A 19,158-nucleotide genomic window follows, 5' to 3' on the forward strand; every position below is an offset into this window, starting at 1 on the left:
GCCAACCCGGCATATGCCCTGGCGGTCTGGCATCGACCGCCGGGGACACGGGCCCATCGGCCAGGGAGAACATGCATGCACCACTACCCGTCAACTGCGAGTCCACGCAGCCGTGCGCAATGGTCTGGATGGTCGCTTCTCGTCGCCTTCGCGGCATCCGCGGCGTGCGGAAGCGCCTGGGCCGAAGGGCAGTCGCCCGCGCCGGTCACCGGCTTCGGCGCGCCCGTCAATGCCAGCTTGCTGGAGGAACTGCGCGGCGGCGAAGCGAAAAGCGAGCTCCGCAACAACGGCATCGTCAGCGACAACCACGCCGAGAACGTGGTCACCGGGACCAATTCACTTACCGGCGGTGCTTTTTCCAACGCGAACGGCATCAGCACGGTGATCCAGAACAGCGGCGCCAATGTGCTGATCCAGAACGCGATGATCGTGAACGTGCAGTTTTCCGGCTCAGGCCCATGAGCTTCAGAGCGATGGGATGCGGGAGCGCAGGCTTGACGCATGAGAGGGGCGGCCCGATCCACGCGGCACTGCTGCTCGCGGCGCTCGCGCTCACGAACCCGATCGCGGCCGAGGCCTCGGCCCTGACGGTCCAGGCACCGCACGGAGGCAGCTACTCGTTGCCGATCACCAGCCTGAAAGAGGCGCGATTCAAGACCACGATCGCGCAGCGTTTCGACTTCAGTTGTGGCTCCGCGGCCACCGCAACCCTGTTGACCTACCAGTACGGCCATCCGGTCACGGAACAGGATGTGTTCGTGCAGATGTACCGGCATGGTGACCAGCCAAAGATCCGCGCGGAGGGATTTTCGCTGCTCGACATGCGGCGCTACCTGGCGTCCCTGGGGTTCACTGCGGACGGCTTTGAATTGCCGCTGGACAAGCTGCTGGAGGAGGGACTGCCGGCCATCGTCCTGCTCAACGACCGCGGCTACCGGCACTTTGTCGTGGTCAAGGGCCTGCGCAACGGCCGCGTGCTGCTGGGCGACCCGGCACGCGGGACCCGGGCCATGTCACTGCGGCGGTTCAATGCGCTGTGGGACAACGGCGTGCTTTTCGTCGTCCACAACCAGCGCGACGACGCCCGCTTCAACCTGGCACGTGACTGGCGCACCGCCCCGCCGGCGCCGCTGGACGCCGGCCTTGGCCGCCGCGGCCTTGACGACATTGTGCGGCCCAAGTTCGGCCCGGGGGATTCGTGATGCGCGCCTATCCGATGCATGCCCACCCACTGTTGGCGCTGACGATGGTTGCCGCCCTCGCGGCGCCTGCCGGGGTTGCCACGGCGGATCCGCCGCCAGCCTCACTGCCGGCGTTGGGGCCGGAGTGGAAGGCGCTGCCTGTTTCACGCCTGGAAACGATGCGCGGCGGATTCCAGCTGCCGTCGGGACTGCAACTGTCCTTTGGCATCGAGCGGGTGGTGCTGGTCAACGGCACCCAGGTTGCGTCAAGCCGCGTGGTCATTCCTGATCTGAGCAGGATCACTGCGGAACAGGCGCGCGATCTCGCCCGCGTCCGCGAGGGGATGGTTGTCCAGATCGGTGACGGGAACACGTTCGCTTCATCAGGTGGCGCTGGATTGGTCAGCCAGGGCGCGGCGCTGGTAATCCAGAACGCATCCAGCGGCCAGGACATCAGCGCCCTTACCACGATCGATGTCGGCATCGGTTCGCTGGGCGCCATGCGCAGCGCGATGGCCAACGAGGCGCTGCAAACGGCCCTGCAGCGGGCACCGGGTGCGCCTTGAAGGCATCGCGACGTCACCTCCCGAAGTGATCGAACAGGAAGGCCCATGAGCAAACGGATGCGGCACATGGTGGCCCTTGCGTTGCTGGCGCCCTGCCTGACGCTGCTGGGCACCGGCAGGGCGAGGGCGCAGGACGGCGGGGCGGATACGGGCCAGGGCGACCGTCTGGACTCGCTGCAGCTGCGCCTGGATCAGCAAACGGTCCAGCTGGAGGATCTTCGGTCGCAACTGCAGGTCCAGGAACACAGCGTTGCCGAGCTTCGCCAGACGCTCGCCGATGAGCGGCTGGCCGGAGCTCGCGCGCGCGGTGTGGTCGGTACGACGCAGGACGCCGAACGACCGAACGCGACGGGGGCGTCCGTCGCGTCGGCCGACAACGCCCGATCCGCCCAAGACCCCGAACGCCGGCCGCAGCCGGTCGGCCGTGCGCCGGAACAGGACCTGCGGCCGCCTGAAGTCGCACAGATATTCGAACAGCCCGGCGTGCTGACTCCGCCGGGCAAGTTCGTCCTGGAACCGTCGCTGCAATACGGCTATTCCTCCAGCAACCGCGTCGCCCTGGTCGGCTATACGGTCATTCCGGCGATCCTGATCGGACTGATCGACGTGCGCCAGGTCAAGACCACCACCGGCACGGCCACCATGACCGCGCGTTACGGGCTGAGTAACCGCTTGGAGCTCGAAGCGCGGGTCCCCTACGTCTACACCAGCGCGGGTACGGTGAGCCGGGAGATCTTTACCGGCAGCGCGCTCGACAAGGTGTTCAACGCCCATGGCGAAGGGATCGGTGATGTGGAGGCGACCGTCCGCTACCAGTTGAACCGGGGCGGGCCGGACAAAGCGTTCTACGTTGGCTGGCTGCGCTACAAATCCAATACCGGCAAGGACCCGTTCGAAGTGGTCACAGACTGCGTGACCCGCTGCGTCGCCAACGCGACCGGAACCGGATTGCCGCTGCAACTGCCGACGGGCAGCGGTTTCCAGTCCATCCAGCCCGGGCTCACGTGGCTGTACCCCTCGGACCCGGTCGTATTTTTTGGCAGCTTCAGTTACCTGCACAATTTCGCCCGTCACGACGTGTCGCGAACCGTGCTTACCGGCGCGCCCGAGGGCTATCCCCAGACGGCCACCGATCCGATTGGCGACGTCGACGCGGGCGATATCTGGGGCTTCAACGTCGGGATGGGGCTGGCGCTGAACGAGAAAGCGTCGATCAGCATCGGCTACGACACCAGCCTGGTCGGCAAGACCCAGCAGAACGGGGCAGACGCGCCCGGCGCGGTGCGCGTCACCCTGGGCACGCTGCTGCTTGGCGCGTCCTACCGCTACAGCGAGCGCTACACGCTCAATGTCTCGCTAGGGGTCGGCGTGACCCGCGACACGCCTGATGCCACCCTGACGGCGCGGGTTCCCATGACGTTCTGAGCATGACCTTCTGAGCATCGCGGCTAGCGCGGGCGTGAAGTCCCCGACAGCCGGGACACGTGCGGATTGCCGGGCACGTACCAGCGCCACGGCAGTTCGGTCGCGCGGGTAATGCCTATCCGTGGGCTGGAAACCGGGTGCGGCGGGGGAGGGCAGCCGTCCCCAAGCAGCCGGATCGGGCCGCGGAGCAGGTCGGTGCCGTCATCCTCGCCACTGATGCCCAATGCCTGGGCGAGCCGCGCAGGGCCGCGGCACAGGTCCAGGTCGCTGCGCGCCTTGCCCCGCGCCTCCCGCATCCGCTCCAGCCCGGCAACCGGCTCCAGAGCGCGGATCAGCACCGCAGTGCCCTGTCCCTCCTGGCCGCAGACCACGTTCGCACACCAGTGGATGCCGTAGCTGAGATAGACGTACAGGTGGCCAGGCGGGCCGAACATCGTCGCGTTGCGAAGCGTCGGTCCGCGGTGGGAATGGGACGCCGGATCGCCGGAATCGGTGTAGGCCTCGACTTCGACGATCCGACCGGCGCGACCGTCCGTGGTCACCAGCAACTTGTTCAGCAGCGCCGGCGCCAGTTCGGTCGCCGGTCGCTGGTAGAAGTCCAGGGGCAAGACACTGGCATCCCGGGCGAGGGCATTTCCGATGGCTGCGATCGCGTCCAGCTTCTGTCCTCCAGTGTCCTCCAGGTTCAGTCCTCGGCGATGGGCTCGCTGGCCAGTCTCGCCTGGCGGCCCACGCTGCTCAACAGGTTCATTGCCACCAGCAGTCCGCGGCGGGCATCCTCGTCACGGTTGAACGCCCGGATCCCCTGCCACAGGGTGGGCGGGGTCTCCACCGCGCCAGCCAGGGCCGCCGAATGGCGGGTGATGTTGTTCAGGTTCCAGGCGCCAGCGACGACGTCTTCGTAGCCCTTCATGAGCTTCTGGACCATCGCGTCATCGGCCATGTCGACCACGTCCGACACCGCCGACAACAGGTCGACAACGTTGTGCAGCCGTTTGCCCTGCAGCAGCGGAGCCAGCTTGGCGACGATGTCGGAAATGCCTTCCAGCGTAGCCCGATCGTTCAGCTCCGGCGATTGGCGCGCCAGATCCGCGAGTGACTGCATCGGCTGGGGCGTCGTTTCAATTTCCTTGTTCATGGTGTTCTCCTCAGACCAGGCCACGGGCGACGGACCAGTACACGCCGCGGTTGAATCCCTTGCGCATCAGCCCGCCGATCTTGGTGGCCGGGGTGGGTTGCACGTCCTTGTCGTAGTCGTACCAGAGCGGCATGCCCGCCTCCAGTCCCATCTGCGCGATTGCCTGCACCTTGCCGTCGTATTCGGCCACCGTGTGCCCCAGTCGGATGAGTCCCGCGATGTTGTCGCAGATCACCGGCGCCTGGTTGTGGCAGCTGCCGCCGGCCTTGCTGATCGGCAGGTCCACCGTATCGCCCATCGGGAATACGTTGGGGAACCCGTCCATCTGCAGCGTCAGGCGATCGGTCGGCAGCCAGCCTTCGTTGTTGGGCGCCTGCGAGATGCCGGAATTGAGCACCGCATCGACCGCGCGGATCGGCGGAGTCTGCATCAGGATGTCGAAGGGCTCCTCGCCACCTTCCTCGGAGTAGGCGACCTTGGCGTCCGGGTCGACGCGATTGAGCGTGAAGCCGCGCTTGTACTCGATCCCCTTGGACTCGAACACGCCCGGAAGAACCTCGCCGACGTCCCGTTGCAGGAACAGGCAGTTGCGCAGCAGCTGGGAGATGGTCGGGTAGGTGTAGACGATCTCCACCTGGTCGCGAACGCCGCGCTTGCGCAGCAGATCGTCCAGCATCAGGGTGGTCTCCATCGGCGCGATACCGCACTGATGGGGCACGTTGGGCGTCTGCGGGAAGGTCACGCCGATGAAGATGCGGCCCTTCTCGATCGTTCGCAGCTTGTTGTAAAGCTTCAGCGCGGGATCGTGCTGGTAGAAGTGGTCGCCGCCCTCGGCGAGGCCTTCGATGCGCTCGGGGGAGGGGATGCAGCCGGTCGACACCACCAGGTAGTCGTAGCTGTGGTCGGCGCCCGATTTGGTGCGCAGGCGGCTGTCCTTGAAGTCGAACGCGCTGACCTCGTCAAGGATGAAATTCACCTCCGGGCGCAGCAGCGACGTCTGCCGGCGGCGCAGTTCGTTCTTGTAGAACATGCCAAAGGCCACGTACATGAAGGCCGGCTTGTAGTAATGCCACGGGCTATTGGAAATCAGGGATACGCGAACTTCGCCGCGACGGATCTCCGGATAGAGTTTGGCGACGAGGCTGTTGGCGGTCATGGTGCCGCCGATCCCTCCGCCGATCACGAAAATATCCTTTTTCACACGGACTCTCCTTCAGTTGCGCCTCCGCCAGGGGCGTCGTCATTGGCGAACAGTTTCTGGAACGCGACAAACGGCAGCAAAATCGCTCCATGTCGCGCACTGTGCTGCCTGGCGGCGGCGAAAATCTCGACTTCAGGCCAGTCGAGTGGGGCATCGGGTTCGGATGAACCCGAAAGTAGTTTCTCAAGCTGGGTCTGGACGCGAGCCAGGCCGGCGGCGTCCATGCCGATCGCGCGCTGCGCGGCGATGGCGGTGGCGGCCTGTCCCAGCGAGCAGGCGCGGACGCGGTAACCGACGTCGGCAACACGACCGTCCACTATTTCCGCATCGAGGGTCAATTTGCTGCCGCAGAGCTCGCTGTATACGTCAACAGTGCGGGCAGGCGGCGCCAGCAGGCGTTTGTCTTTTCGCACCCGCGGCACGTACTTCTTCAGTGCCTTGTAAAGCGTTTCCATTGAGGGCGCATCAACGGGATGGGTGATCGGGCGTCTCCTCGAGCGATGTCAACTACCGTAGCACGGCGTCCGCCGAGGGCTGACCGGCGGTGGTCAGTCCAGCGAGGTTTGCGGGCGGCGCTCCGGGTGTTGAGCGCATGCAAGTGGGGTCACACTAAGATATTGATTTGTAAAGATATTCAGTTGCGGGTGTCCCCGCTCTTCCGCTCCAGCCTCCGCAAACTGGGGGGTACAGCCTTGAGAGTTCTGCAGTGCGATGGGTACAGCGCAGAGAGTCCTGCAGTCCGACGGGGACAGTGAAAGAGGCGGCGCAGGCTAACGGGCGCACCTTTAGTGACAGCTCTGCGCCGCCACCGCTAGCTGTGACCTCTCAGTAGGCCGGTGATCCGAGTGGTCCCGGAGCACTGGAGGTGCGAGCCTCAAGCATCCCAACGGCTCGGATGAATCTGCATAAACATGCCCGTCCTACGCCTCGCTAGCGAGGCCCCTCTCGTCGCAACGGGTACGCGAGCGCAAATCGAAATGAGCGTCCGCACTGCAGACATATCGCTCGGCGGTTCCCGGGAGTGGTCTCCGTCTTGCGTCTCTGATCATTCGCGCCACCACCGCCTGGTGTATGCAGCTAGCGAGCTTTCGAACGCGACTTGCGACGCCCACCCCCGTAGCGCTCCCGCCGCTTGTTCGCGTCGTCGGCCGCTTGGATCAGCTCCGCCTCTTGGTACGCGCCACGGCGGAGCGGCTCCCAAACGGCCCGAATTCGATCGAGCCGGCCACTCTTCCTTCGGACGATCAGCCAAGGTTGGGTCAGGTGCGGGGCGTCCCGCTCCATGGCGAAAAGCGCGGGGATGCGTGGCGCCAAAACGCAACGCAGCCCTTCGGCGTATCCCCGGGCCAATAGCTGGGTGCAGACCCGGAGTAGCAGATCGAGCTCCTCGGGAGTCGACTGGCTGTGGAAATCAGAAAGCGATCGCCCAAGCGTCGCTGCGTCTACGAGTTGCACGGGAGGCCGGTAGGCCACGGGATGCATACACATCAGATTGAGGAACTCCCCGGCGCTGGTCCGCCAAGGCGGTAAGACGGACACCTCCGCCGAGAGCGCCCGCTCGGCTGGTTCGAACGAGGCAAGAGCGTCGATACCGGCGCCGGCCAAGAACAGCGTCATCTCCCCATCTGCTAAGGTCTTGACCGGCAGCTTGAGAGCGAGATCCGCCGCTACGCATGCGCACGAGGCGCTTTGTGCCGGCGACAGCCGCAAAAAACCAGGGCGCTCCCGTCTGAGTGTGTCCAGTTCCCTCAGAGTGTTCAACGCTCCATCTGCGCGGCGTATTGTCGTAGCCCACTCGCGGGTGTGGAGCGCACCCGAGGGAGCGCCCAACGCTTTCCACGCCCGTGGCAGCCGGACGAGCGCTGCAAATGCGGACCTCGGGTCGCCTGCCAACGGGGGCGTCGTCAGGGCCCACACAGCACGCTCCTGCTCTGCCCATGTCAGATACGTCTCGAGGAAGGTTGCCGCACCGATCGGTGGCCCTGCGGCGCGCTTGAGGGCGGCGCGGGTGTCCAGTAAAGCATGTCCACACGCGCATACTAGATTCCGGTCGAACTCCCAATTTGCATTTACTGGCGCAGTTAACCCGCAATTGCCGCACGTGGTCTGAAGTGGGTCTCCGTGCCAGGGGCAGCAAGCAAACCAAGGCAGCTGGTGGAGGAGCGTGTGATAGCCGCTCTGAAGACATTCGGGACAGAAACGAAAGGCCCAACCCTCAGCCAAGAGCGTGGACGGCGCGGCGAACGGGAACCACGCCGACAGATTCCAAGAAGCGGGTGGGGCTGGCAGACACAAGGCGTGTGCCAGTTTCTCCTTGCGCGCATCAGAGAACGTCATTACTGACGACAGGTCCTGAGAACGCTGGGTCCTCAAGCCCAACAGCCGGGCCAGATCAATCGGTTCCATTGCATTGAGCCGGATCAGCCGCGACACGGCGCCAAATGCCGAACTGTGGGGCACGGAGGAGAGATCAGCGCCGACGAAAGGAGACGACCGAACGATCGCGTGCGGGCTGAGCGCCCTAGCATGCGCATCATCGCGCAAAACGATGGGCCTGCTCATGCCGGAACCCTGATGCGACCGGGCTCAATCTCCAGATACCCAACTCGTATCAGTGCATCACGGATCTGGATCTCAGTGAGTTCGTGAAACTCGGGGTCTTCGTACGCAATTCGAACCAGCACGTAGTACACGAAGCGCTCGAAGGTAAGCATCGGCCATTCCACTACCTCCCCGAGTGAGCTTTCTGTGCGAACCTCGTTTATCACCTTGCGGATCAGGTCGATCTGGGTGCTCAGCCGCCAACCATTGGCCCATGCCGTCGGAGAAAAGTACTGGGTAAAGGTAACTCCTGAACCTGCGGGCCACACTAGGATCTCGTCGTACTCTCGAAACGCGAGTGCGACGTCCGACATGTACCGCTCTTCGCGCTCGAGCTCCGGGATATCCCAGAGCAGCCCGGTGAAATGGTGGGAGGTGGTGAAGTAACGACCGGCGATATGGCGCGGCGGCATCCTGTCCAAGCCCGACCGCAGGCTCTGACCCGAATCGGTTTGGTTGATAAAAAAGAAGAAGACTCGCCCCCATTTCTCGAGCTCGTTGCCAATCGAGACAATGTGCTCGAACTCCTCCATTGTGAGGCGATTCGCTTCGTTGATGCCCACGCAAACCACATCGGCCCCCACGCGGCTTGCCTCGTTGCGCCACATGTTCGCCACGCGCATGAGAGTCGCGTTGCTCGTTGCGCTGGTGGGCACCGTTTGACCGTCCTGCAGGAGGAACGAGCTGAAAAAGTAGCCTTCGCCTGGCTTGGTGGGCCTGCTGTACGTGTACTCAACCATGCAGAGGGGGAAAGGCCGCCAAGCATCGGTCTGGACCAGCTGACGAAAAGCATACGTCTTTCCAAAACGGCCGTGACTATCCACCCAGATGGCGTCGGCGCCCATTTCCAGACTATTTTTCGCGTCTCCGGCCAGCCGTTCGCCGGGCCCCGTGATGATGAGGGGCCGCTTCGATCGCAGCATCGGATGCAACTCGGTGGTTTTCATGTCAACTCCTTCGGGTGCATTTCGCCCGGTAAAATCTCGCTAGCTCGGCTTTAGCGGCGCAGGCGGACGGGGCCCCCGCGCGGCTTGAGTCCGGTCAGGGTCTGTGCGGCATAGCTCGCGGCAGTCGATGTGCGGGGCGCCTGAGTCCCCGCCGGACCGGCCTTCGGGTGTGGAACGTTTCCGCTGGCTACCTCGTCGGCTGCCCACTTCAGGCTGCGCGCGACTCGCCGCACGTCGGCGTGATAGGCCTCGATGTGATCGTCCATACCCTCCCAGCAACCCGGGTTTGCACGCTTCCACTGTTCGGCGCGCTTGCGTTCCGCGATTGTGTGCGCCGTTCGCGCATATGGCGGTAACACCTCGAGTGTCACGAAGGGGATCCCGGCATCGTTCAAGACGTCGAGATATCGCGCATCGTCGTCACGCATCGTCCCGTAAAACTTGGTGCCGACGAGATCCCAACGTACGTTGAGTTCGTCACTGCGGTACTTCCCTAGTTCCAGATTCACATGCGGCAGCACACTCTTGCCCTTATTGCCGCGGATGGTGAAGACGTGCCTCGTACGTCTCATGTTGCGAACGTCCTCGGTGGTACGAGTCGAGCGCAGCGGCATGCCGCCATGCGCGAGGTAATGCTCGATTACCTCGCGCGGGCTTCGGTTGTTGAGCCTGGTGTGCGGGGTGATGTTGTAGGTAGAGATAGCGACGTCGAGATACGTCTCGAGAAGCTCGAGGAAGATCGGATGGTCGGACGCCCTCTTGTTGGACACCTTCTGTACGAGCCGATCCTTGGTTTCGGGTTCAAATCCGCCGGCGAGAAAACGAAGGACTTTCGTCTCCATGAGTTTGAAGAACGCCTCGATCACGCCGCGCGATTCAGGGATTCCAGCAACCCCGAAGCGATAAACCCCCTTCAGGTCCTCGCGGAGCACGCGCATGGAGTGCTTGGCCAGATGCCCACTGTAGTTGTCCATTGACGTACGCAAGGTCCGTGGCACTGGCCCGTCCACAAGCGAGGGCATCCACGCGTTGGGCAGATACCGCATCTCCAACCCTTCAACGTCACGTCCGATCCATGGCGTCAATCCGTGCGCAAAAGTCCGGGTGAGATCGAACTGGTCGTATCCGGAGTCCGCAATCACTTGCCATGCTTCGCAAGCTCGGGAGCCCACATCTATCTGCGCAATCAGCCACAGTCCTGAGATCGGGGCCAATACGTATGTGCCGTCTGGCACCGGCACGGCCACTTGAAGCCCGGCCGTGTCGATCCAGTGGCCATCGCATTGGGCCTCATCAAAGGGTCGGATGTAGGTCAAGAGCTCCCATTGAGTCACCGTCCAAGTCGGCCCGGTCGCCATTGCCTCCGCTGCGCGCTGGTTGCGCATCCGCACGATGTAGTTGATAAATGCACGTCGTCCCTTGTCACGAGTGTCAAATGGGTAGCCGTTTTCCATCGAGAGCTTGGTAAGGACGCGCTTGATGTCAGCGCACAAGCGGTTGAAGGAAGGACTCGACTGCGTTCGCGTGGGCACCTGGCCTTTGAAGCGACCGAGCAGAACCCCGATCTCCGGTACTTTCTCAATCAGGCGCACCATGTCGTGTGCGCGCCCCAGCAGAGGGCCGTCAGAAGACCTAGGTTTGGGATTCACCAGACGGGCATGCGGCATGCACACCCGAAATCCGTAAAGGGTGCCATCCGGGGCTTCCTGGTCCACCAGTTCGAGCATCCGCCGGACGGTCTTGCGGCTTAAGCGATGCAGCTTCGCGACCGAGGCTTCAGACGCACCGCCCAACGCGGCGTCCAGAGCTGCGATGCGGTTCTGGATCGCACGTCTCTCCTCGTCGGTCAGATGCTTCATCGCCTGAGTGTGCGGCCGCGGCAAGGCCTGCAGCGCAACCGCCTCCTCCTCTGAGAAACGCGGGATCACGGTGCACCCGCATTGAGCAGCACTGTGTTTCGGCTGAGCTCGACGTTGCGATCGAAATCGAGAATACCCAAGCACACGAGCTCGCATGCCACCGCCTGCACGTCTGCAGAGTGGAAGGGAACGAGTGCGGCCTCCAACTGGTCTACACGTGCACGACCCGCAGTCGCCATGTGCTCGACAATCCGATTTCTAAGAGCCAGTCGGTTCGGCAGAGATTGCGCCACTTGGGAAAATGCCAGCAGGCGGTTGTGCAGCGAAATCTCGCTGCCGGCACGCCGCACGTCTGCCTCAGTCACGAACTTGAGATTGATGCCAGCGGCATCGGCGGCTGTCTGGAGGCGCTCGGCGTCCCGAGGCCGTGCCATACCGGACGCGCCGCCAACGCATTGGCCGTCCCCAACGATAAAGAGGAACTCTTCAAAGCCAGTGGCGTGTCGCACCCAAAAGCCGAGCTCGACTGTTGCGTCACCCGCGCGCAGATACCGCGGTCGCTCCGTAAATGCCTGTACGCGCGGATCGCACTCTAGGGCCAGCGCGACCGCGATCGCCGGCAGGCCGTCGACTTCGACGGAACGCTCCTCCTTGAGCGAGCGGAATCCGTAGACATCCCGCCGCTCGAACTCGCGGCGTTTGAAGACACGTGGGGCGAAGGGGCGTTGCGCTGGTGAGTGGAGCGAGCCGAAGGGGTCGGGGCGGTGTGGCGGTCGTTTGGCACCTGCTGCCGCAGTTGAAGTAAAGGACATGTGGTCTCCTAGGCATCAGCTTGTGTGGCACCGCGCATCAGGCGCTCTTGACCGCGCGGAACGGGGGGCTGATGTGCGGTGCCACACCGAGGTGATCGTGGTCGCCCGAAACGCCGCACCGCGTGCGATCCGCGGGGGTCTGCACAGAGCCCGCGAAGGTTCGTATCGATGCGTTCGTGAAGCTTCATTGGGTGCGCAAGGGGCTAACGCTCAGCCCGCAGTCGGACGATTGCCGACAGCGGCCGCAGTGGGTACTCCATCGCACGTAGCCAGCCATTCCGCGACCTGAAAGGTGCGTGCGTACCGGCCGCGCCGGCCAAAGAGGGCGAAGGTCTCGACCGGCACTTGGCCCCTCTGGATGGCCATCTGGAACGCCCGCTGCGTTCTGTAGCCCAAGCAACGCGCTAGCGCATTTCCACCTACCAGCTCGCCATGCTGGGCAATAAGCCGTGCGGTCAGCGCAACAGTGTCGTCGTGGGATAAAGGCACGAGGTTCGTTCCAGTTCGCATTGGGCGGACGCTATGCGATGATCTGTTGGATGTCGATGCCCAAAATGCCACGCAAATCGAAACATCCACGGGTTGAAACCAATCACGGGGCGCACCCAGGCGAAACAACCGGAAATAAGGGGCGCGGGGCGGAAGATCGTATCTACCGACTACGTGCGCAAGTGTGGTTGAGCGGCGTGCGAACCCTGAAAAAGGTGCCTCTGGAACTAGCGGCTATGGACCGCTTTTTCCTTGCCGACCTAGAGGGTGATGGGCGCGCTTTCTGGCGTGTGGCTCAGGAGGGGCGTGATCCTGGAATTCCTCGGAACGCATGGGGAGGTCGGAGCCTCGTTGACGTCGTTTCCGCGAGGCCGGGCCTGGTCCACACAGCTGACGTTTACCGCTCGCAGTTGTGGGAAGACGTTCTGGGTACGCGTACGGTGGTGCCAAAGCGGCGAGAGGCGCTAATTGCCGAAACATTTGCCCGGCTGGGCCTGTTCGAGCCTACCCCAGGGGATCTCATGGCACAGCAGATCCTCGGACTCGACATCGAGGGGTTGAAACCGCTTTCACGCACCGTATTGCGGCAACGATTAGGACTCTTGGCGCGCACCCGATCGGTGCACGCCATCCTACTGTTGTGCTTGCTCTACAGGCGCGCCATAGAGGAGGGTCGGTTCTACGAGATCCCGCTGATCGCGAATGCGACGTTGGCCGCCATCGCACGGTTTTGCACCCGTGTCGGTGTGCTGGGTAACGTAAAAACGGTATGGACCTTCATCGTCCGCCGCCGCGTCTTCGCTGGTCAGTCCTCCCTTGAGCACAGTCCTCAGATTCGTGCTCTCGCGGAGTCGATCGTTGCGACATTGATCGAGGGGGACGTGGCGCGCGGTTCCTACAAGAATGCCTCCTTTCAGCATCGGGTCTGGCTCTTGGGGTGCGCTCTGGACAATCAGGCCGATGTCTCGCTCCCCACCACCTTTCATCCCCTCACGGCGCCGCTTGAGGACTACATGGCGCATAGAGACGCCCGCTATAACGACGCGATCAAGAGGGCGGCAGACCGCGCGGTTGAGCAGATACAGCGTGCCGAGTCTAAGAGGATCCCGGCAGAGTGCGTCGTGGCCGAACTGCCCGGACACTTGGGAGTGGTACCGCCTGAGTGGTGCTGAGAAACTTTGGCCCCGGACCCGAAGCCGTCTCACTCGCTTCGGAGCAAGGAAATCGAGGCTTATCAGCTCTCCTCGTCTGATGTTGACGCGAACCTGGGTGAGAACGCCATGCTGACAACTCAATCGGGCTCTTGGCGGCTCGGAGAGTTGTCACGGGGTGGCCAGTAGCGCCGGCTCGCAAGGAACCTGCGACCAGAAGCGCTCTGCCAGGTGGTGCATCCCGAACGCGAAGCACCTCGAGAGGGCGTTTTCTGGGGAAGGGGAGCGCGGCACTGTCAGTGTCATCTTCTGGCCGATAGCTGCCATCACAGTACCGGCCGCGCGCAGACTGATTCGGGAGCGCTATCGGCGGTAGAACAGCCGCTTCGAGGCGGGCTGTGGGAGGTAAAGGGAGCGCGTCTTCTGGCAACTCGTGCATGCATTATGGGGGCCGAGGGCGATTTTCATAATTATGAAAATTTAGCCGTTTTTGCATAATTTGGGGTGGGCAGTCGTAGCTCTCGGGCGAAGAGCTCAAGGCCCACTCAATGTGCTTAGGGCCGTGCCGGTGTTCGATTCGGTCACGTCCGTTGAAGAGCGGCCCCCGATTTTGCAACTTTATCTAAGCGTTCGCGAGCTTCCGGTCTTGGCAACGTCCGCAAAATGCAATTATTTTGCAACAGGCGCGAGCTCGTGACCCTTCCATTTATCGCGCGCCGTTACATGTCGAGCCGGCGAACCCTGCACGGAGGAAAGTCGCAGCCTGTGCGACAGCTTGGCGGGATGCTGGCTTCAATTCTGCCGAAATGAGGATCGACCATGACCATGCCAAACGAAAGGACCAGAGCACTGGTCTGGGCAGGCGGTTTCCTGATTGAACTGGCGCGGGACAAAAGCGGGTTCTACCCCGTTTCCACGGACGGTTTGATTAAGGCTGAAAACTCCCGGTCACGCCGGGCAACTCTACGTCGCATTCGCGGGTTGTGGAACCGCTCGATGTAGTCGAACAGATCAGCTCGTGCCTCATCCCGGGTCCGGTACTGCCGGTGCTGTACTCGCTCTCGCTTGAGCAGCCCGAAGAAGCCCTCACAGGCCGCGTTGTCGGCGCAGTGGCCGACGTCGCCCATGTTGCAGATCAAGGCGTTGCCGCCCAGGAACGTCTGGTAGGTGCCGCTGATGAACTGGCCACCACGGTCCGAGTGCAGGATGACCTCGGTATCGCCCTGGCGCTGCCATACCGCCATCTGCACGGCACGAACGACCATGTGGCGATCCTGACGGTGATGCATCGACCAGCCCAGCACCAGCTTGCTGTACAGGTCGATGACGACGCAAAGGTACAACTTTCCTTCCGTTGTCACGATCTCGGTGATGTCGGTGACCCACTTGGTCTCCGGCTCGTGAGCGGCGAAGTTGCGCTGCAGCAGATTCTCCACACCCGCCGGTCGGGTGCCGGGTTTGGCGCCGTAGCGGCGCCTGGTTCGCCGCGGCCAGCCTTGCAGTCCAGCACCGGCCATCAGGCGGGCCACCCGGTTGCGGCTGGTCTGTTCGCCTTCATCGACCAGGTCTTCCCGCATCCGGGGTGCGCCAATGACGCCTTTGCTGTCCTCATGGATCTCCCGCATGCGCGACAGCAAGCGTGCATTCGCCCGCGCACGAGGCCCCGGCGTGCGGCTCGCCCAGGCGTAGAAGCCGCTCGTTGATACTTCAAGGCAGCGGCACATCATCCCTACGGGGTAGTCGCTGCGGCAGCGCGCAATCACCGTGTACCGTTCGGTGATTGCTTCGCGAAGTACGCTGCCGCGTCTTTTAAAAAATCCCGTTCTTTGGTCACGCGCGACAGCTCGCGCTTGAGGCGGGCGAGCTCTTCATCACGAGGCGTTCCGCCGCCGGGGAAAGCCTTGGTTCCGCCGGCGTCGGCCTCCCGGACCCAGCGGGTCAGCATGTTCGGATTGAGGCCGACCTCCAACGCGATCTGACGGCAGCTCAACTTCGACCGCCAGACCAGCTCGACGATCTCACGCTTGTACTCAGGGCTGTAACGCTTGCGCTTGGACATAGACACTCCTCTGATCCAGTATGGATCTTAGTGAAAGTGTCCGCAGAATCGGGGTAGAACCCGTGCGCGTTGACCCGCTCGAAGATCTTCCCGGCCAAGCCGTGGGTCTCCAGCAGCCGGCGGAAGTTGAGGATGGTGGTCTCGTCGGGGATCGTGTCCAGCCCGCCCAAGTGGGCGAAGCGACGCAGTGTCGGGATCTCGTACAGCGCCTCCTCCATGCGTCTATGGCGTCGGCGACCTACATCGCACAGGCCTTCGCGCCACCGAGCATGCGGATCGTGCATGGGGGCCAGTCCCTCAAGGCGGATGTGCGCTGCTTCGCGTCCGAGGCGGGTGTCCTGTTGTTCGCGGCCAGGCTGTACCAGGGCCAGACCACGAACATGCGCACCCCCGGTGGTGGATTCGCAGCGGTGCTCACGTCGTCACGGATCGAGGAGTGATTCCCCACCGGAGCCGACCCTTGGGGCGTGTCGTGGCTACAGCCAGGCGAGTGCCGATTCAGCCAGTTCGCGCTCCTCATCGATCGCGACGTTCCATATGCTCGGCCCGCCCCCGCGGTCGATCCGCGTGGCTCCAGCATCGTTGACGTCAGGTGCCAGCGCCAGGCCGAGCCAGGCCAGTCGCGCGACGATGCGAGCCCGCAAAACCGGCGCGCGATGGCCGATGCCGCCGGAAAAGACGACATGGTCGAGACCGCCAATTGCCGTGGCCATGGCCGCGATGGACTGCGCAATCCGGACTGCAAAGAGCTCCACGGCAAGCTGGGCCTGCGGGCCGGGATCCGTCAGCAACACGCGCATGTCGCCATGGCCGGCGATTCCGGCAAGGCCTGCACTGCGGTACAGGCCGTTTTCAAGCGCCTGCGCATCCAGGCGTTCATGCCTCAGCAGATACAGCAACGCGCCGGGATCGAGATCTCCGGAGCGGGTAGGGCTCGGGATTCCACCCAGCGGAGTGAGCGCCATGGTGGTGTCGCGGCTGCGGCCGCCCTCGACGGCGCAGACGCTGCAGCCACCCCCCAGATGCGCGAAGACAGCGCGGCCCTTCAGGATTCCAGCGTCGTGGCTGGCCACTATGCGGAGCGCGGAGGCAAAGGCGAGTCCATGGAAACCGTAGCGGCGGATGCCCAGCGCATCCCATGCTTCAGGGACAGGCAAGCGCCGGCTCCAGGGCGCGAGCGACGCGTGGAAGTCGGTGTCGAAGGCCACGCCTTGGCGCGCGTGCGGCCAACGCATGCGCGCGGCACGCGCGAAAGCGAGGGCTACCGGCTGGTGCAAGGGTGCGAACGGCACCAATGCATCCAGTTTCGCGAGCACGGTTTCGTCGAGCTCGCGGGCGTCGTGCAGGTCACCGCCATGTACGATTCGGTGCACCACCACGTCGGGGCTGGGCCACGGCTCCGACAATGCCTCGAGCAGGGTGGCAAGGCGCTCCTGCGCATCCACGCCGACTGGAATTTCGGCCCGGGAGCGCTCGAGCAGACGAGACTGCGCGCCGTGTCCCTCAGTGTTGAACAGATAGGACGCGCCCTTGAGGGTGGACGAGCCAACGTTGAGTGCAAGAAGCCGGCGCGTGGTCACAGGTGTCCCCGAATCATGTTCATGGGGACCGCACCGCCCGGCGCAACAACTGCGCATTGATTGCCACAACGACGGTGCTCAGCGACATGAGCACTGCCCCAAGCGCAGGTTGCAGCAGGATCCCCCATGCGGCGAGAACGCCAGCGGCGAGAGGGATGGCGACGATGTTGTAGCCGGCGGCCCACCACAGGTTCTGGATCATCTTGCGATAGGTGGCCTTGCTCAATTCGATGATCGCTGGCACGTCGCGCGGGTCGCTGCGCACGAGTACGACGTCGCCGGCCTCGACCGCGACGTCCGTCCCTGTGCCGATGGCGATGCCGACGTCGGACGTGAGCAGCGCCGGAGCGTCATTGACACCGTCACCCACCATCGCGACGCGCTTGCCCTGGGCCTGCAGCTCCTCGATCTTTGCCACCTTGTCCTCGGGCAATACCTCGGCGAAGACGGTGTCGATGTTGAGTTCCTTCGCGACCGCGTTTGCGACCGCCGTGGAATCACCCGTCAGCAGGACAACCTCCAGTCCTTCGTCGTGCAGCCGCTTGACCGCGTCGAACGATTCGGGACGGATGGCATCCGCGATCGCAAATACGGCGAGCACCCGGTCGCCTTCCACCAGGTAGGTTGCAGATTGACCATCGGCTGCCGCTGATTCGGCAGCCCGCCGAAGCGTCTCCGGCGGTTCGACCGCGAGCATTCTCAACAGACCCGGCCCGCCAACGTGAAGCGAGCGCTCCTCGACGACTGCGCGCACGCCGCGTCCCGGCATGGACTCGAAGTCCTGCGACATCGGAACGTCGATGCCATGTTCCTTGGCGCTGGTCATCAGCGCCTGCGCGATCGGATGTTCAGCGTCGCGCTGGACCGACGCGGCCACGCGAAGCACCTCGTCGTTGGTGAGTCCATCGGCGGCAGTGGTCTTCACGACGCGGTGCGAACCGAGGGTGAGCGTGCCTGTCTTGTCGAACACGACCGTGTTCAGCAAACGGGCCTCTTCCAGGCCGCGTCGATCGCGCACGAGCAGGCCGTTCCGTGCGCCAATCGTGGTCGAGATGGCGGTCACCAGCGGAATGGCCAGGCCCAGCGCATGGGGACAGGCGATCACGAGCACGGTCACTACGCGCTCGATCGTGAAGCTCCACGGTCGACCGAGGAGTGGCCAGACAATGGCGGTAACCGCGGCGGAGACGATGGCGATGATCGTGAGGTAGAACGCCGCCCGGTCCGCCAGGGCCTGGGCGCGCGAGCGCGACGTCTGGGCCTGCTCGACGAGCCGCATGATACCCGCGAGCGCGGTCTCGTCGCCGGTTCCCGTCACCTCGACACGCAACGAGCCCTGTCCGTTGACGGTGCCGGCGATCACCCGGTCGCCCGTCGACTTGTCCATCGGCTTGGACTCGCCGGTGATCATCGCTTCGTTGACGGCGCTGGTCCCTTCCTTCACGACGCCGTCGGCGGGAATGCTCGCGCCGGGCCTGATGAGCAGCAGGTCGCCGCGCTTCAGTTCCGCGACAGGGACTTCCTTCGCGGTACCGGCCTCATCCAACCGCACCGCCATATCAGGCAGCAGCTTCGCGAGTTCCTTGAGAGCGCCCTGTGCCTGGTTGATCGAACGCATCTCGATCCAGTGGCCGAGCAACATGATCGCCACCAGCGTCGCCAGCTCCCACCACAGGTCCAAGCCCTCGACAACGCCGAGCGTGACCAACGCGCTGTAAAGGAAGGCGACGGTGATCGCAAGCGAGATCAGCGTCATCATGCCCGGCAGGCGATTTCTCAGCTCGTGGTATCCGCCGCGGAGGAACGGCCAGCCGCCGTAGAAGTACACGATCGTGCCGAACACCGCCGGGATGTACGCCGACCCCGGGAACTGTGGTGCGGTGTAGTCGAACCAATGCTGGATCATCCCGCTCCAGATCAGAGTGGGGATGGTCAGCAGCAGCGTGAACCAGAACTTGTCGCGGAAGCTCGCCACGCTGTGGCCGGCATGCTTGTCGTGCCCGGCATGGACGTCACCTTCAGCACCCGTGCGGGGATGCGGCGGTTGCTCGCCGTGCGCCTGATGATCTTGATGATGATGATTGCGTTGCGTCATGGGTCTGCCTTCCTGAATGCACTGATGCACCGGGCACCAGCGGGGAGATAGATC

General features: G+C 63.7%; 17 protein-coding genes and 1 pseudogene. 6 read left to right on the top strand and 12 right to left on the bottom strand.

The annotated features are described in order from the left end of the window. The first annotated feature begins 75 nt into the window (after positions 1-75). The 4 genes from INQ41_RS06660 to INQ41_RS06675 are packed head-to-tail and all read left to right on the top strand — an operon-like array spanning position 76 to position 3,172. Positions 76-462: a hypothetical protein gene (locus INQ41_RS06660; RefSeq protein ID WP_193983034.1), complete on the top strand. Its 387-nt coding sequence runs from the start codon at positions 76-78 to the stop codon at positions 460-462. A gap of 32 nt (positions 463-494) precedes the next feature. Next, positions 495-1,202 carry a C39 family peptidase gene (locus INQ41_RS06665; protein ID WP_228076514.1) on the top strand — a complete coding sequence of 236 codons (708 nt, stop codon included), beginning with the start codon at positions 495-497 and terminating at the stop codon, positions 1,200-1,202. Next, positions 1,202-1,747, top strand: a complete 546-nt coding sequence (locus INQ41_RS06670) for a hypothetical protein (protein ID WP_193983036.1) — start codon at positions 1,202-1,204, stop codon at positions 1,745-1,747. The genes INQ41_RS06665 and INQ41_RS06670 overlap by 1 nt, the downstream gene beginning before the upstream one ends. Before the next feature lie 45 nt (positions 1,748-1,792). Next, a complete protein-coding gene (locus INQ41_RS06675) occupies positions 1,793-3,172 on the top strand; it encodes an acetate kinase (protein ID WP_193983038.1) in 1,380 nt (459 codons plus the stop codon). Positions 3,173-3,195: 23 nt separating this feature from the next. On the opposite strand, the gene INQ41_RS06680 is transcribed toward INQ41_RS06675, so the two are convergent. From INQ41_RS06680 to INQ41_RS06715, 8 genes are all read right to left on the bottom strand, one after another. Continuing rightward, positions 3,196-3,780, bottom strand: a complete 585-nt coding sequence (locus tag INQ41_RS06680; protein ID WP_228076515.1) for a DNA-3-methyladenine glycosylase — start codon at positions 3,778-3,780, stop codon at positions 3,196-3,198. 77 nt (positions 3,781-3,857) lie between these two features. Continuing rightward, positions 3,858-4,310, bottom strand: coding sequence for a hypothetical protein (locus INQ41_RS06685; protein WP_228076516.1), 453 nt, complete (start codon positions 4,308-4,310; stop codon positions 3,858-3,860). A gap of 10 nt (positions 4,311-4,320) precedes the next feature. Next, entirely contained in the window at positions 4,321-5,511 is a 1,191-nt protein-coding gene (locus INQ41_RS06690) for an NAD(P)/FAD-dependent oxidoreductase (RefSeq protein ID WP_193983040.1), read from the bottom strand. Beyond that, positions 5,508-5,966 (bottom strand): iron-sulfur cluster assembly scaffold protein, encoded by a 459-nt coding sequence (locus INQ41_RS06695; protein ID WP_193983042.1) that lies wholly within the window; start codon positions 5,964-5,966, stop codon positions 5,508-5,510. The genes INQ41_RS06690 and INQ41_RS06695 overlap by 4 nt, the downstream gene beginning before the upstream one ends. 622 nt (positions 5,967-6,588) lie before the next feature. Next, positions 6,589-7,128 carry a hypothetical protein gene (locus INQ41_RS06700; protein WP_193983044.1) on the bottom strand — a complete coding sequence of 180 codons (540 nt, stop codon included), beginning with the start codon at positions 7,126-7,128 and terminating at the stop codon, positions 6,589-6,591. Positions 7,129-8,069: 941 nt separating this feature from the next. Next, positions 8,070-9,059 (bottom strand): hypothetical protein, encoded by a 990-nt coding sequence (locus INQ41_RS06705; RefSeq protein ID WP_193983046.1) that lies wholly within the window; start codon positions 9,057-9,059, stop codon positions 8,070-8,072. Positions 9,060-9,109: 50 nt separating this feature from the next. Then, complete coding sequence (locus INQ41_RS06710; protein ID WP_228076517.1) at positions 9,110-10,918, bottom strand: hypothetical protein; 1,809 nt, start codon at positions 10,916-10,918, stop codon at positions 9,110-9,112. 65 nt (positions 10,919-10,983) lie between these two features. Then, positions 10,984-11,730, bottom strand: coding sequence for a hypothetical protein (locus tag INQ41_RS06715; RefSeq protein WP_193983050.1), 747 nt, complete (start codon positions 11,728-11,730; stop codon positions 10,984-10,986). Between the two features lie 1,010 nt (positions 11,731-12,740). Here INQ41_RS06715 and INQ41_RS06720 point away from each other — a divergent pair. Continuing rightward, complete coding sequence (locus INQ41_RS06720) at positions 12,741-13,391, top strand: hypothetical protein (protein WP_193983052.1); 651 nt, start codon at positions 12,741-12,743, stop codon at positions 13,389-13,391. 881 nt (positions 13,392-14,272) lie between these two features. On the opposite strand, the gene INQ41_RS06725 is transcribed toward INQ41_RS06720, so the two are convergent. Further along, positions 14,273-15,429, bottom strand: a protein-coding gene (locus tag INQ41_RS06725) for an IS3 family transposase (RefSeq protein WP_193983054.1) whose coding sequence is annotated in 2 segments (ribosomal slippage) — positions 14,273-15,180 and positions 15,180-15,429 — 1,158 coding nt in all. Because the reading frame shifts where the segments join, the coding sequence is not laid out codon by codon here. A gap of 62 nt (positions 15,430-15,491) precedes the next feature. Next, a pseudogene (locus INQ41_RS06730) lies at positions 15,492-15,647 on the bottom strand (transposase); the annotation flags it as partial. A gap of 6 nt (positions 15,648-15,653) precedes the next feature. On the opposite strand from INQ41_RS06730, the gene INQ41_RS06735 reads away from it, so the two are divergent. Next, entirely contained in the window at positions 15,654-15,869 is a 216-nt protein-coding gene (locus INQ41_RS06735) for a hypothetical protein (protein ID WP_228076518.1), read from the top strand. Positions 15,870-15,905: 36 nt separating this feature from the next. On the opposite strand, the gene INQ41_RS06740 is transcribed toward INQ41_RS06735, so the two are convergent. Beyond that, positions 15,906-17,009, bottom strand: coding sequence for an acetate/propionate family kinase (locus tag INQ41_RS06740; protein WP_036196077.1), 1,104 nt, complete (start codon positions 17,007-17,009; stop codon positions 15,906-15,908). A 19-nt stretch (positions 17,010-17,028) separates the two neighbouring features. Further along, on the bottom strand, positions 17,029-19,104 hold the full coding sequence (locus INQ41_RS06745; protein WP_228076519.1) for a heavy metal translocating P-type ATPase: 2,076 nt from the start codon (positions 19,102-19,104) through the stop codon (positions 17,029-17,031). Positions 19,105-19,158 lie beyond the last annotated feature (54 nt).

This window comes from Lysobacter ciconiae, from assembly GCF_015209725.1.
Lineage (GTDB): Bacteria > Pseudomonadota > Gammaproteobacteria > Xanthomonadales > Xanthomonadaceae > Novilysobacter > Novilysobacter ciconiae.

Excerpts from the sequence above, each read along its gene's own strand:
- INQ41_RS06705 (WP_193983046.1), bottom strand. The coding sequence starts at position 9,059 with ATGAAAACCACCGAGTTGCATCCGATGCTGCGATCGAAGCGGCCCCTC.
- INQ41_RS06670 (WP_193983036.1), top strand. The coding sequence starts at position 1,202 with ATGCGCGCCTATCCGATGCATGCCCACCCACTGTTGGCGCTGACGATG.
- INQ41_RS06735 (WP_228076518.1), top strand. The coding sequence starts at position 15,654 with ATGGCGTCGGCGACCTACATCGCACAGGCCTTCGCGCCACCGAGCATG.
- INQ41_RS06710 (WP_228076517.1), bottom strand. The coding sequence starts at position 10,918 with ATGAAGCATCTGACCGACGAGGAGAGACGTGCGATCCAGAACCGCATC.
- INQ41_RS06745 (WP_228076519.1), bottom strand. The coding sequence starts at position 19,104 with ATGACGCAACGCAATCATCATCATCAAGATCATCAGGCGCACGGCGAG.
- INQ41_RS06675 (WP_193983038.1), top strand. The coding sequence starts at position 1,793 with ATGAGCAAACGGATGCGGCACATGGTGGCCCTTGCGTTGCTGGCGCCC.
- INQ41_RS06695 (WP_193983042.1), bottom strand. The coding sequence starts at position 5,966 with ATGGAAACGCTTTACAAGGCACTGAAGAAGTACGTGCCGCGGGTGCGA.
- INQ41_RS06720 (WP_193983052.1), top strand. The coding sequence starts at position 12,741 with ATGGCACAGCAGATCCTCGGACTCGACATCGAGGGGTTGAAACCGCTT.
- INQ41_RS06660 (WP_193983034.1), top strand. The coding sequence starts at position 76 with ATGCACCACTACCCGTCAACTGCGAGTCCACGCAGCCGTGCGCAATGG.
- INQ41_RS06685 (WP_228076516.1), bottom strand. The coding sequence starts at position 4,310 with ATGAACAAGGAAATTGAAACGACGCCCCAGCCGATGCAGTCACTCGCG.
- INQ41_RS06700 (WP_193983044.1), bottom strand. The coding sequence starts at position 7,128 with ATGACGCTGTTCTTGGCCGGCGCCGGTATCGACGCTCTTGCCTCGTTC.
- INQ41_RS06715 (WP_193983050.1), bottom strand. The coding sequence starts at position 11,730 with ATGTCCTTTACTTCAACTGCGGCAGCAGGTGCCAAACGACCGCCACAC.